This window comes from Undibacterium sp. CCC3.4 (genome assembly GCF_034347425.1).
Classification (GTDB): Bacteria; Pseudomonadota; Gammaproteobacteria; order Burkholderiales; family Burkholderiaceae_D; genus Undibacterium.
Genome location: NZ_CP133779.1, coordinates 2,220,354 through 2,233,782, shown reverse-complemented (window position 1 = coordinate 2,233,782; position 13,429 = coordinate 2,220,354). Strand labels below are relative to the sequence as shown.

General features: G+C 51.8%; 8 protein-coding genes, 2 tRNA genes and 3 rRNA genes. 5 read left to right on the top strand and 8 right to left on the bottom strand.

Going from position 1 to position 13,429, the window contains the following annotated elements; genetic code table 11:
• The first annotated feature begins 47 nt into the window (after nucleotides 1–47).
• The 5 genes from RHM61_RS10020 to RHM61_RS10000 all read left to right on the top strand — a co-directional run bounded on the left by RHM61_RS10020 (nucleotide 48) and on the right by RHM61_RS10000 (nucleotide 4,682).
• Nucleotides 48–596: a hemerythrin domain-containing protein gene (locus RHM61_RS10020; protein ID WP_322250963.1), complete on the top strand. Its 549-nt coding sequence runs from the start codon at nucleotides 48–50 to the stop codon at nucleotides 594–596.
• A 32-nt stretch (nucleotides 597–628) separates the two neighbouring features.
• The gene (gene pdxH, locus RHM61_RS10015; RefSeq protein ID WP_322250962.1) at nucleotides 629–1,264 is read left to right on the top strand and encodes a pyridoxamine 5'-phosphate oxidase; all 636 of its coding nucleotides are present in this window, start codon (nucleotides 629–631) and stop codon (nucleotides 1,262–1,264) included.
• A gap of 77 nt (nucleotides 1,265–1,341) precedes the next feature.
• On the top strand, nucleotides 1,342–2,487 hold the full coding sequence (locus RHM61_RS10010) for an MGDG synthase family glycosyltransferase (RefSeq protein ID WP_322250961.1): 1,146 nt from the start codon (nucleotides 1,342–1,344) through the stop codon (nucleotides 2,485–2,487).
• Nucleotides 2,484–2,990 carry a hypothetical protein gene (locus RHM61_RS10005; protein WP_322250960.1) on the top strand — a complete coding sequence of 169 codons (507 nt, stop codon included), beginning with the start codon at nucleotides 2,484–2,486 and terminating at the stop codon, nucleotides 2,988–2,990. The genes RHM61_RS10010 and RHM61_RS10005 overlap by 4 nt, the downstream gene beginning before the upstream one ends.
• A gap of 478 nt (nucleotides 2,991–3,468) precedes the next feature.
• Nucleotides 3,469–4,682 (top strand): IS3 family transposase gene (locus RHM61_RS10000; protein WP_322247645.1). Its coding sequence is split into 2 segments (ribosomal slippage): nucleotides 3,469–3,745 and nucleotides 3,745–4,682, totalling 1,215 coding nucleotides; the frame shifts between segments, so codons are not numbered across the junction.
• A gap of 338 nt (nucleotides 4,683–5,020) precedes the next feature.
• On the opposite strand, the gene rrf is transcribed toward RHM61_RS10000, so the two are convergent.
• The 8 genes from rrf to otnI all read right to left on the bottom strand — a co-directional run bounded on the left by rrf (nucleotide 5,021) and on the right by otnI (nucleotide 13,424).
• A 5S ribosomal RNA gene (rrf, locus tag RHM61_RS09995) occupies nucleotides 5,021–5,133 on the bottom strand.
• 172 nt (nucleotides 5,134–5,305) lie between these two features.
• A 23S ribosomal RNA gene (locus tag RHM61_RS09990) occupies nucleotides 5,306–8,181 on the bottom strand.
• Nucleotides 8,182–8,592: 411 nt separating this feature from the next.
• Nucleotides 8,593–8,669: transfer RNA gene (locus RHM61_RS09985), tRNA-Ile, on the bottom strand.
• A gap of 22 nt (nucleotides 8,670–8,691) precedes the next feature.
• Nucleotides 8,692–8,767 (bottom strand) — tRNA-Ala (locus RHM61_RS09980).
• A 210-nt stretch (nucleotides 8,768–8,977) separates the two neighbouring features.
• Nucleotides 8,978–10,511: ribosomal RNA gene (locus RHM61_RS09975) — 16S ribosomal RNA — on the bottom strand.
• Together the 16S, 23S and 5S rRNA genes with 2 tRNA genes alongside form the textbook arrangement of a ribosomal RNA operon.
• 468 nt (nucleotides 10,512–10,979) lie before the next feature.
• Nucleotides 10,980–11,531: a peptide-methionine (S)-S-oxide reductase MsrA gene (gene msrA / locus RHM61_RS09970; RefSeq protein WP_322250959.1), complete on the bottom strand. Its 552-nt coding sequence runs from the start codon at nucleotides 11,529–11,531 to the stop codon at nucleotides 10,980–10,982.
• Between the two features lie 139 nt (nucleotides 11,532–11,670).
• Nucleotides 11,671–12,636, bottom strand: coding sequence for a D-erythronate dehydrogenase (gene denD, locus RHM61_RS09965; protein WP_322250958.1), 966 nt, complete (start codon nucleotides 12,634–12,636; stop codon nucleotides 11,671–11,673).
• Nucleotides 12,633–13,424, bottom strand: coding sequence for a 2-oxo-tetronate isomerase (gene otnI, locus RHM61_RS09960; protein ID WP_322250957.1), 792 nt, complete (start codon nucleotides 13,422–13,424; stop codon nucleotides 12,633–12,635). The genes denD and otnI overlap by 4 nt, the downstream gene beginning before the upstream one ends.
• Nucleotides 13,425–13,429: the final 5 nt, after the last annotated feature.

Genomic DNA, 13,429 nt, shown 5'->3' with positions numbered 1-13,429 from the left:
CAATCCCTACTGCATAATGATGGTCAACCTCTCCACAGGGAGTCAGCATGAACAGTTTATTCGATAGCGCACCAGACTTCGATCAGCCTCTGGCAATCTTAAAGCATTGCCACGATCGCATACGCAAGCAGTTAAGCACGCTCGAGCGGCTGGTCAGTCACCTCAATGATACCGGGGTAGATGAAGAAGCCCAACGCGCAGCCAAAGCGGTACTGCGCTATTTCCGAAAAGCGGCCCCCTTGCATCACGAAGATGAAGAGGTCGATTTACTGCCCGAACTGGCAGCCACGGCAAAAGGTGACGATGCCGTGCTGTTGCAAGAGTTGACACTACAGATTTTGCTGCATCATCGCCAAATGGAAATACATTGGAAGGGATTGGAAAGCCAATTGCAAGCGATAGAAGATGGCGAGGGCGGTGATTTATCGGCCAGCGATGTAGAAGAATTTTCCGAATTGTATCAAGCCCATATGGCGATAGAAGAAGGGCATATTGCGCCGATGGCGCTGCGCCTGTTCGACGCCACCCAGATGAAAAAACTCGGTACCGCGATGCAAACCCGGCGCGGTATCGTCCCTACGGCCGAGCCGGCCTGAACTGCTCAGCTCTCGTTTATTTAAGGAAATGTATGTCTATCGCCGATCTGCGTAAAGATTATCAGCAAGCCAGCCTGTCTGAAACCGATGTCGCCAGCGACCCGTTCATGCAGTTCGGCCACTGGTTTGAACAAGCCTTGCAAGCCAACGTCGCCGAAGCCAATGCCATGAGCTTGGCAACGGTGAATGCGGCGGGCCAGCCATCGGCACGGATCGTGCTGATCAAAGAATACGATGCGCGTGGCTTCACCTGGTTTACCAATTATGACAGTGCCAAAGGCAATGACTTGGCAAGTAATCCACATGCCGCACTGTTGTTTTTTTGGCCGGCACTCGAGCGCCAAGTCCGCATCGAAGGCCGCATAGAAAAAATCTCTGCCGCCGAAAACGATGTGTATTTTTATAGCCGTCCGCTCGGTAGTCGTCAGAGTGCCACGGCGTCGATACAAAGTCAGCCGGTGGCCAACCGTGACCAACTCGAGCAGCAACTGGCAGAGGTGATTACTCGCTATGGCGACCAACCACCGCGCCCCGAACACTGGGGTGGCTACCGCTTGGTGCCAGAAAAAATTGAATTTTGGCAAGGACGCAGCTCGCGCCTGCATGATCGCATCGTCTATACGCGTCAGCCCGAGCACAACTGGCAAATCAGCCGCCTACAGCCTTAATAGAAACGCGGGCGCGCGTCATCAAGTCATCACACTCGCATGCTAGCCTGTCAGCTTGAAGGCTACTTGCGTATGCGATGCGAAAAAAGAAAATCCTCTTACTCAGTGTTTCTGCCGGTGCCGGCCATCGCCGTGCCGCCGAAGCGCTGCAAGCCAGTGCAGTCGTCCACGCCGCCGACAGCGAGGTGATCCATCTCGACGTGATGGACTTTGTCAGCAGCGGCTTTCGCAAAATCTACACTGACTTTTATATTAAGTTGGTCAGCTCCGCCCCGAATCTGTGGGGCTATCTCTACCAAGCCAGCAATGAAGCCAAAACCAACAGCGCACTCGAACGCCTGCGCCGCAGTTTGGAGCGACTCAATACCCGCACGCTGTTCCAAGCTATCGCTGAGTTCGCGCCCGACGCCATCATCTGCACGCATTTTTTACCGGCAGAATTGTTGTCACGCCGGATAGCGAAACAACAATTTCATTGTCCGGTATTTGTACAAGTCACCGACTTCGACCTCCACCGCATGTGGGTACACCAGCATATGGCTGGCTACTTTGCCGCCAGTGAAGAAATTGCCGACCGCATGCGCAGCGCCGGTATCGCCCCCGAGCGCATCCATGTCACCGGCATTCCGGTAATGCCACATTTTGAAGAAAAACCCTTACGCCAACAATGCGCGGCCGAAATCGGCATCGATCCCGCACGCCTGACGATACTACTCATGGGGGGAGGTGCCGGCTTGGGTGGCTTGGCGCAGATTGCCGCAGGCTTGCTGGCACTGGACACGCCGTTTCAATTATTAGTCTTGGCAGGAAATAACGCCCCAGCACTGGCAGCACTACAAGAACTGGCGCAGCGCTTTCCCACGCGCCTGTTTCCATTTGCGTATAGCCGGCAGGTCGAGCGCCTGATGGCTTGCGCCGATCTGGTCATCACCAAGCCGGGCGGACTGACGACCTCGGAATGCCTGGCCTACTCCTTGCCGCTGCTACTCAACGCGCCGATCCGCGGCCAAGAAGAACGCAATGCCGACTACCTGCTCGAATGCGGCGCTGCCCTCAAAGCCTATGACGATGTCAGCCTGCTCTATCGTGTGCGCTATTTGCTGCAGCATCCGGAAAAACTCCAGGCCATGCGCACACAAGCAGGGATAGCTGGCAAACCGTATGCCGCCGCCACCGTGCTGCACCAAGTTTTACACTCACTGCCATCGAAAGCCCTGCCATGAAGCCTCACACTTCCTTCCGAGCCAGCCTGTTCATGCTCTCCTATGTCGCGGTACTCGCGATTTTTTTTGCCCAGGTGGAAATTCAAATCGAGGGTGCCGCCGGTTGGGGGGCCAATTTGCCGACCTGGCGCATACAAAAACACTGGTTGCTCGATCTGTTCTGGGGTGGACGCGCGATGACCGGCTACCATGCCTGGGTATTTCCCTTCATCGCCCTGTTTTTCCACTTTCCGTTTTTTCTTACCCAGCCATGGAGTTGGCGCACCGAAGCACGCGTGTTTGCCGCTGGCATCGTGTTCTGGATCATTGAAGATTGCATGTGGTTCGTGATGAACCCGGCCTGGGGTTGGGAACACTTCAACCAAGCGACCGTGACTTGGCATCATCACTGGTTGTGGGGTACCCCGATCGATTATTGGATAGGTTCTGCAGTAGCCTTTTTACTATTGGCCTACGCGACGCGGCCGTACACGGGAGCGCAAACAAGCGAAATGTCGAAATGAAAACGGGCAATTTTTAAAAGATAAAAAAATAAATATTTTTCATCAAAAATCTGACTAGGGTTTGAAACCCCGGCCTTCAGAGGCTGTCGCAAAAGGGTATTGAGTCGGTATCATTACCCTAACTGGTGGCCACGTCATTCCTGCGCGCTTTTGGCAGGAACCCAGCGGCGTTCGTGCTTAACTGAAAATGCCAGAAATTGTGGCATTTTTCAGTGTAAAAAACGACGCTGGGTTCCCGCCAAAAACATGCGGGAATGACGAGGCTGTGGCATGCGGGAATGACGAGGTATGCGGTGTTTCAGGTGTAAAAAACGTCCATCAGGCTTTTGCGACAGCCTCTTTTGGCCGGTGAGCGACGAAGGAGCGACGCGATGGGAGGGGATGCAAACCCCTTCCAGGGTCTTTTCCATGTATAGTGGATCCACATATCCGGACAACAGTTTAAACTAGTGTCTGTCGAAAAGAGACGAGGCAGACCATGAGTGAAAATAAGAGAAAAATATTTAGCGGCGCACAAAAAGCCAAGGTAGCAGTTGAGGCAATCAAAGGCGAAAAGACGATCAATCAGATCGCCCAAGAGTTCGGGGTGCATCCGACGCAGGTTAGCCAGTGGAAGAAAGAATTACTGGAAAATGCAGGCAGTCTGTTTGAAGGTAAGCGCGGTCCGAAACCGGCCAGCACACAGAACGACCCAGACCGTCTCTATGCCAAAATTGGGCAACTGAATATGGAACTCGATTGGCTTAAAAAAAAGTCAGGGATCAGCCTGTAACGGAACGATTGCAGTGGGTAGAGCCGCTCTCTGCCCTTTCAATCGCCACACAATGCCGTCTCGTTTCAGTCACGCGCTCGGTCGTGTACGACAAGAAAAAGCGCTTGCAAGAAGAGATCAATCCGTTTGATAGTTTGCTGTTGCAATTGCTTGACGAGGAATACACCAGACATCCATTTTACGGCACGCGACGCATGACGCATTACTTGCGAGACTGTGGCCATGCAGTGAACCGCAAGCGCGTACAGAGGCTGATGCAGCAACTGGGATTGGCAGGTATGGCCCCAGGCCCCAACACCAGTAAAGCGCATCCGCAGAACAAGATTTACCCGTACTTACTGAGAGGTATCGATGTCACTCGACCAAATATGGTCTGGAGTACAGACATCACATTCATCAGGCTGCCGCGGGGTTTTGTGTATCTGGTGGCGATCGTTGACTGGTATAGCCGGAAGGTGCTGTCTTGGCGGTTGTCGAACACGATGGATGCGGGGTTTTGCGTGGACTGCTTGGAAGAAGCCATAAAATGGTATGGAACGCCGGAGATTTTTAATACCGATCAGGGTGCGCAGTTTACCAGCCAGGCCTTTACTGGGCTGCTGCTTAGAAACGGCATCAAAATCAGTATGGACGGTCGCGGTCGGGCGTTGGATAATATTTTTGTTGAGCGTCTATGGCGCAGTGTGAAATATGAAGAAGTGTATTTGAAAAAGCATGAAAGTATGCCGGAGTTGGTGATCGGCTTGGCGAACTATTTTATGTTCTACAACGCTGAACGTAAACATCAATCATTGGGTTATCAAACGCCGGAAACCGTGTATCGATCAGGCGTGGGCGGCGGTGCCAAGATCGTAAACAAATTTGGTACTGAACTGCCTGATTCAAAAATGATAGAAAAGAAAAGCACGGTAGTGATGTAGTGCGAATAACGGGGCAGCGCCGCGCAGCTGTGGCAGAAACAGGCACTATCTTAAACTCTTTGAATAATTGTCTGGACTTAGGGGGCCACTTTAATCGTCGCTTGCGACGATCCATTAAGTTGTTACTGGCAGCATTTTAAGACAAGCATATGGAGCTGCCTATGCCTAATATTTCCAACACTCAATACATCACTAGGCACGCTAGTGCCTTCAGAGTGGGAACGTCGATCAAGGGCAATTTTTTAAATGCCGAATTGAGCGCTTGAGCACGCCACAAACCGTTCGCACAAAAGCAAAACCCCCGCTCTCACAAGAGAACGGGGGCATGCAGAATAGAAGCCTGACGATAACCTACTTTCACACTGGTTGCAGCACTATCATTGGCGCGTAGTCGTTTCACGGTCCTGTTCGGGATGGGAAGGGGTGGGGCCGACTAGCTATGGTCATCAGGCATAACTTGTTGATTCATTGTGTACCTCCTTACTCTGAGGCACGCAATCAATCCAATTCAGAAGAAGTAAAGTCTTAATAATCTTGTTATTTTTTTTTGGTTATGATTTGTACCGAACATTTTCGGCAAACACTTCATTAACTCACTCGTAGCCTATACCTGCTAAGGTTATAGGGACAAGCCTTACGGGCAATTAGTACTGGTTAGCTTAATGCATTACTGCACTTCCACACCCAGCCTATCAACGTCCTGGTCTCGAACGACCCTTTAAAGAGATCTAGTCTCTGGGAAGTCTCATCTTAAGGCGAGTTTCCCGCTTAGATGCTTTCAGCGGTTATCTCTTCCGAACATAGCTACTCGGCAATGCCACTGGCGTGACAACCGATACACCAGAGGTTCGTCCACTCCGGTCCTCTCGTACTAGGAGCAGCCCCCTTCAAACTTCCAACGCCCACGGCAGATAGGGACCAAACTGTCTCACGACGTTTTAAACCCAGCTCACGTACCACTTTAAATGGCGAACAGCCATACCCTTGGGACCGGCTACAGCCCCAGGATGTGATGAGCCGACATCGAGGTGCCAAACTCCCCCGTCGATATGAACTCTTGGGAGGAATCAGCCTGTTATCCCCAGAGTACCTTTTATCCGTTGAGCGATGGCCCTTCCATACAGAACCACCGGATCACTATGTCCTACTTTCGTACCTGCTCGACTTGTCAGTCTCGCAGTTAAGCACGCTTATGCCATTGCACTATCATCACGATGTCCGACCGTAATTAGCGTACCTTCGAACTCCTCCGTTACACTTTGGGAGGAGACCGCCCCAGTCAAACTGCCTACCATGCACTGTCCCCGACCCGGATAACGGGCCAAGGTTAGAACCTCAAATAAACCAGGGTGGTATTTCAAGGATGGCTCCACGCAAACTGGCGTCCACGCTTCTAAGCCTCCCACCTATCCTACACAGATCGATTCAAAGTCCAATGCAAAGCTACAGTAAAGGTTCATGGGGTCTTTCCGTCTAGCCGCGGGTAGATTGCATCATCACAAACATTTCAACTTCGCTGAGTCTCGGGAGGAGACAGTGTGGCCATCGTTACGCCATTCGTGCAGGTCGGAACTTACCCGACAAGGAATTTCGCTACCTTAGGACCGTTATAGTTACGGCCGCCGTTTACTGGGACTTCAATCAAGAGCTTGCACCCCATCATTTAATCTTCCAGCACCGGGCAGGCGTCACACCCTATACGTCCACTTTCGTGTTTGCAGAGTGCTGTGTTTTTATTAAACAGTCGCAGCCACCAGTTTATTGCAACCCCTTCACCCTTCTGCCGCAGGGCAGTCAAGCTACAAGGGCGTACCTTATCCCGAAGTTACGGTACCAATTTGCCGAGTTCCTTCTCCCGAGTTCTCTCAAGCGCCTTAGAATACTCATCTCGCCCACCTGTGTCGGTTTGCGGTACGGTCTCGTATGACTGAAGCTTAGAGGCTTTTCTTGGAACCACTTCCGATTGCTTCATGCACTAGTGCACTCGTCCCAACCCCTTGAATTCCGCGCCCGGATTTGCCTAAGCGCCTTCTTTGAGCCAGAAACCGACTATTCCAACAGTCGGACAACCTTCCGCGATCCGTCCCCCCATCGCATCATACGACGGTGCAGGAATATTAACCTGCTTCCCATCAGCTACGCATCTCTGCCTCGCCTTAGGGGCCGACTCACCCTGCTCCGATGAACGTTGAACAGGAAACCTTGGGCTTACGGCGTGGAGGCTTTTCACCCCCATTATCGCTACTCATGTCAGCATTCGCACTTCTGATACCTCCAGCATCCTTTACAAGACACCTTCGCAGGCTTACAGAACGCTCTCCTACCATATCCATAAATGGATATCCGCAGCTTCGGTGTATAGCTTAGCCCCGTTACATCTTCCGCGCAGGACGACTCGATCAGTGAGCTATTACGCTTTCTTTAAAGGGTGGCTGCTTCTAAGCCAACCTCCTGACTGTTTTAGCCTTCCCACTTCGTTTTCCACTTAGCTATACTTTGGGACCTTAGCTGGCGGTCTGGGTTGTTTCCCTCTTGACACCGGACGTTAGCACCCGATGTCTGTCTCCCTTGCTCGCACTCGTCGGTATTCGGAGTTTGCAATGGGTTGGTAAGTCGCGATGACCCCCTAGCCATAACAGTGCTCTACCCCCGACGGTGATACAAGAGGCACTACCTAAATAGTTTTCGGAGAGAACCAGCTATTTCCAAGTTTGTTTAGCCTTTCACCCCTACCCACAGCTCATCCCCTAATTTTTCAACATTAGTGGGTTCGGTCCTCCAGTGCGTGTTACCGCACCTTCAACCTGGCCATGAGTAGATCACTTGGTTTCGGGTCTACACCCAGCGACTGATTCGCCCTATTCGGACTCGATTTCTCTACGGCTTCCCTATGCGGTTAACCTTGCCACTGAATGTAAGTCGCTGACCCATTATACAAAAGGTACGCAGTCACGGAACAAGTCCGCTCCTACTGTTTGTATGCACACGGTTTCAGGATCTATTTCACTCCCCTCCCGGGGTTCTTTTCGCCTTTCCCTCACGGTACTGGTTCACTATCGGTCGATATCGAGTATTTAGCCTTGGAGGATGGTCCCCCCATGTTCAGACAGGATTTCACGTGTCCCGCCCTACTTGTCGCAAGCTTAGTTCCACATTGATGATTTCGACTACGGGACTATCACCCTCTTTGGTCGCACTTTCCATTGCGTTTGTCTATCAAAAATGCTAAATCTTGCAGGCTCTTCCCATTTCGCTCGCCACTACTTTGGGAATCTCGGTTGATTTCTTTTCCTGTAGCTATTTAGATGTTTCAGTTCGCCACGTTCGCTTTGCATACCTATGTATTCAGTATGCAATGACCTTACGGCCGGGTTTCCCCATTCGGAAATCTGCGGATCAAAGTGTGTTTGCTCACTCCCCGCAGCTTATCGCAAGCTACTACGTCCTTCATCGCCTGATATCGCCAAGGCATCCACCATGTGCACTTAGTCACTTGTCCCTATAACTTTAGCTTCTGGCGTCTCGTTTCATTGCTGAAACCAGGTTCATCGCCAGAAAGCGGTTATAGTTCTTTACTACTTATGAGTATTACTTTAGCGTTTGCCGTATCTCAAGAATTTATTTTTTTCTAAAACTGCCTTTCGGCTGCTTTTGATCAAACTCTTTTTAATACATTGTTTGTTTCGATACAATCATAACCCTTCCATAAATTATCCAGCATGACTGTCGTCATACCGAACGACAACATCTTCCGATGTTATCCTTTACAGAAATAATTTGATTATTTCTACTTTACTTCTTCTAAATTGTTAAAGAACGAGATACTACTTATTACTCTGACTTTCGCTTTGAAAGATCAAACCTAAATCTCTGCGTCTTACTCATTCGCTGACTTAGGTTTGCTATTTCTTGGTGGGTCTGGTTGGGCTCGAACCAACGACCCCCGCGTTATCAACACGGTGCTCTAACCAACTGAGCTACAGACCCGCTTATCTGCATTGACTAATACTGGTGGAGGATGACGGGATCGAACCGACGACCCCCTGCTTGCAAAGCAGGTGCTCTCCCAGCTGAGCTAATCCCCCTCTTATACCTCATTAAGCTACTGCGCACTTCAATCTTCAATCTCCGATGCTCGTCGTACCGAAGTACGACTGCGCTTCTGGATTGAACCTTGAAGCGCTCGCGACGCTTACTGAGGAATAACTGGCTTCCCTGGTATCACTACCAAGCTTTTCTCGTTATTTAATTTAACAGTCAATAAAAGTGAACACTCAACTACGGCGCTACTCTAGAAAGGAGGTGATCCAGCCGCACCTTCCGATACGGCTACCTTGTTACGACTTCACCCCAGTCACGAACCCTGCCGTGGTAATCGCCCTCCTTACGGTTAAGCTAACTACTTCTGGCAGAACCCGCTCCCATGGTGTGACGGGCGGTGTGTACAAGACCCGGGAACGTATTCACCGCGACATGCTGATCCGCGATTACTAGCGATTCCAACTTCATGCAGTCGAGTTGCAGACTACAATCCGGACTACGATACACTTTCTGGGATTAGCTCCCCCTCGCGGGTTGGCGGCCCTCTGTATGTACCATTGTATGACGTGTGAAGCCCTACCCATAAGGGCCATGAGGACTTGACGTCATCCCCACCTTCCTCCGGTTTGTCACCGGCAGTCTCATTAGAGTGCTCACCTTAAATGTAGCAACTAATGACAAGGGTTGCGCTCGTTGCGGGACTTAACCCAACATCTCACGACACGAGCTGACGACAGCCATGCAGCACCTGTGTTACGATTCTCTTGCGAGCACACCTAAATCTCTTCAGGCTTTCGTACATGTCAAGGGTAGGTAAGGTTTTTCGCGTTGCATCGAATTAATCCACATCATCCACCGCTTGTGCGGGTCCCCGTCAATTCCTTTGAGTTTTAATCTTGCGACCGTACTCCCCAGGCGGTCTACTTCACGCGTTAGCTGCGTTACCAAGTCAATTAAGACCCGACAACTAGTAGACATCGTTTAGGGCGTGGACTACCAGGGTATCTAATCCTGTTTGCTCCCCACGCTTTCGTGCATGAGCGTCAGTGTTATCCCAGGGGGCTGCCTTCGCCATCGGTATTCCTCCACATATCTACGCATTTCACTGCTACACGTGGAATTCTACCCCCCTCTGACACACTCTAGCCATACAGTCTCAAATGCAGTTCCCAGGTTGAGCCCGGGGATTTCACATCTGACTTATATAACCGCCTGCGCACGCTTTACGCCCAGTAATTCCGATTAACGCTTGCACCCTACGTATTACCGCGGCTGCTGGCACGTAGTTAGCCGGTGCTTATTCTTCAGGTACCGTCATTAGCACGCTGTATTAGAGCATGCCGTTTCTTCCCTGACAAAAGAGCTTTACAACCCGAAGGCCTTCTTCACTCACGCGGCATTGCTGGATCAGGCTTGCGCCCATTGTCCAAAATTCCCCACTGCTGCCTCCCGTAGGAGTCTGGACCGTGTCTCAGTTCCAGTGTGGCTGGTCGTCCTCTCAGACCAGCTACTGATCGTCGCCTTGGTAGGCTTTTACCCTACCAACTAGCTAATCAGATATCGGCCACTCCATGAGCATGAGGTCTTGCGATCCCCCACTTTCCACCTTAGTGCGTATGCGGTATTAGCGTAACTTTCGCTACGTTATCCCCCACTCTAGGGTATGTTCCGATATATTACTCACCCGTTCGCCACTCGCCGCCAAGTTACCCCGCGCTGCCGTTCGACTTGCATGTGTAAGGCATGCCGCCAGCGTTCAATCTGAGCCAGGATCAAACTCTTCAGTTTAATCTCTGTTTTTGTGTTCATTTCTGAACTCTGTCGTTGCCGACAGATCGCTCACTCAAAATACTGACAGTTCCATCATCTATTGCTAAATGATTTTCCTATTTTATTTCTTGTGAAGCATTTGATATTTTTTAAGCATGCCGAACAAATAAATTTGTTCGGTGCGCTTTCATCAAGTGCTCACATTTATTGACTGTTAATTGTTAAAGAACCGTATTCTTTTCCGCTTCCTCTTGCGAGGTTTGCTACGAAGCGTTGTGTTCGTCAGCAGCAGAGAAACGAGATTATGAGGCATTTGCGCTTGACTGTCAACACCCTGTTTTACTTGACGCCGTTTTATTCAAACATTGCCGGGGTAAGACGCTTGCCTTGTTGCTATCTCGCTGCACTCGTCAGCGGGAGTAGGACTATAGCAAGCGCAGGCGGGCAGCGCAAGTAGATAGGGTAAATAATTTATATTATTTTAAATCACGCCAGCCACTTGGTCGCAAATGCCTTGCGCGCCTTAGCGACTTTCGGTTGCACGACATAAGAACAATAGCCTTGCTGCGGATTTTGGCGGAAATAATCTTGGTGGTAGGTTTCAGCTGTATAGAAGCGCGGCACCGGCGTGAGTTCGGTAACGACCGGTGCATCCCACAGTTCCGCCGTGGTGCCGATCAGTTCTGCGGCGATGGCGCGTTGGGCATCGTCGTGAAAATAGATCACCGAACGATACTGGCTACCGACATCATTACCCTGACGGTTCAAGGTAGTCGGGTCATGGATAGTGAAAAAGATCTCGAGCAGATCGCGGTAGCTGATGATGCTGGCATCATAGGTCAGGCGCACTACTTCGGCATGGCCGGTGCGTCCGGTACATATTTGTTCGTAACTCGGCGTATCGACACTGCCGCCGGCATAACCGGAGACTACGCTGTGGATGCCGCGGATTTGCCGATACACCGCATCGAGGCACCAAAAACATCCGCCACCGAGGGTGGCGACTTCCATCGTCGTTTGTGTCGTCGTTTGTGTCATGTGAGGCTCCTTGAAATGTGCTTCTATATATATGCGCAAACTGATACTCAGATCAGTCGGCGCTACATGTATTTTCTTACATTTCAGCTTGACGCGTACTCACACTGCCGATTCTGGAAGCGCTACTCTCAATTTCACTCTACGCGTCGGCGAGATAGGCGCGAATAATGGCGGCAAAATTCTCGTCGGCAGAAAAGCCCAACAGGCGCGCGCGCGTCGTGTCCCAAGCACTCGGCCAGCTTTGCACGATACGTTCAATCGCAGGATCGGGCTGATACTGTATACGTGCCACCACCTCTGGACCGGCCACGACAGCGAGTGCGGCGACCATTTCGCTGACACGCACCGCCAAACCAGGCAGATTGATGGTGCGGCTGACGCCGAATGCAGCGGCCGGCAGTTCATGCCCGAGTATCAGCGATTCGATGGCGCGCTGCGGCGAGAGCAACCACAGACCGAGTTCCGGCGCGACCGGACAAACCGATGATTCACCGTGCAAAGGCTCGCGAATGATGCCACTGGCGAATGATGAGGCGGCCTTGTTCGGCTTGCCGGGTCGAACACTGATGGTGGGCAGGCGCAGTACCCGACCATCAACATAGCCCTTGCGACTGAAATCATTGAGCAGTAACTCGGCGATGGCTTTTTGCGCACCATACGAAGATTGCGGATTGAGGGCGGTGCTGTCTTGTACCAAGTCTGGCAGCGTACCGCCATACACCGCCACCGAGCTGGTGAAAACCAGCTTGGGTTGGTGTGCGCGCTCACGGCAAATGTCCAGCAGCAGGCGGGCGGCGTCGAGGTTGATGCGCATGCCCAGATCGAAGTCGGCTTCGGCTTGACCACTGACGATGGCGGCCAGATGAAAGATCGACGTACACTCAGCGTCGATCAGTTGGCGCAGCAGGACGCCATCGGTGATGTCACCGGTGACGACTTTGACGCGGCTGTCACCGAAGTCGGGTGCTGCGATCACATCGATCAGAATCAGTTGGTCGATAGTTTGCAGCACGCCTTGGCTATTGCTCAGCGTACCGCGTGCCAACAATGCGCGCGCCAGCTTCTGACCGAGAAAGCCGGCACCACCAGTAATGAGGACTTTCATTGTGCACGTTCCTGCTGATAGGCAGCCATCCATGCCAGCCCATCTTCGGTGCGACCGCGCGGACGGTATTCACAGCCGATCCAACCCTGGTAACCTAATTCGTCGAGCAAGCGCAGCAGATACGGGTAGTTGATTTCACCATCGTCAGGTTCGTTACGGCTGGGAACGCTGGCAATCTGGATGTGGCCGACGTCGTTGAAATAGGTTTTCAGCGTTGTTGCCAAGTCACCTTCGACGATTTGCGCATGGTAGAAATCCATTTGCACTTTGATGTTCGACTCGCCGGCGGCAGTTCTGAGCGCATGGGCTTGCGCTTGCGAATTGAGAAAATAGCCTGGCATGTCGCGCGTATTGATAGGCTCGATCAACAGGGTCAGGCCGTGCTCAGCCACTGCGCGGGCGGCGTAACGTAAGTTAGTCAAATACACCTCGCTGTGCAGTTGATGATCGGCACCGACCGGGATCAGTCCGGCCATCATGTGCAGCCGCTTGGTACCGAGCGCCAACGCGTACTCGATGGCACGAGCGACTCCGGCTTGGAATTCTGCTTCGCGTCCTGGCAGCGCCGCCAGACCGCGCTCGCCGGCGGCCCAATCACCGGGTGGCAAATTGAACAATGCACTGTCGAGCTTATTTTCTTGCAACCATGAGGCTACTTCCTGCGGCGTGTAATCATAAGGGAAGAGAAATTCAACGGCTTGGAAGCCGGCCGCCGCTGCGGCAGCAAAACGCTGCGGAAACGGGACTTCAGTAAACATCATCGTAAGATTGGCAGCGAATTTTGGCATTGTAG

Coding starts and splice junctions, on each gene's coding strand:
- msrA (WP_322250959.1), bottom strand. CDS start 11,531: ATGACACAAACGACGACACAAACGACGATGGAAGTCGCCACCCTCGGT.
- denD (WP_322250958.1), bottom strand. CDS start 12,636: ATGAAAGTCCTCATTACTGGTGGTGCCGGCTTTCTCGGTCAGAAGCTG.
- RHM61_RS10020 (WP_322250963.1), top strand. CDS start 48: ATGAACAGTTTATTCGATAGCGCACCAGACTTCGATCAGCCTCTGGCA.
- pdxH (WP_322250962.1), top strand. CDS start 629: ATGTCTATCGCCGATCTGCGTAAAGATTATCAGCAAGCCAGCCTGTCT.
- otnI (WP_322250957.1), bottom strand. CDS start 13,424: ATGCCAAAATTCGCTGCCAATCTTACGATGATGTTTACTGAAGTCCCG.
- RHM61_RS10005 (WP_322250960.1), top strand. CDS start 2,484: ATGAAGCCTCACACTTCCTTCCGAGCCAGCCTGTTCATGCTCTCCTAT.
- RHM61_RS10010 (WP_322250961.1), top strand. CDS start 1,342: ATGCGAAAAAAGAAAATCCTCTTACTCAGTGTTTCTGCCGGTGCCGGC.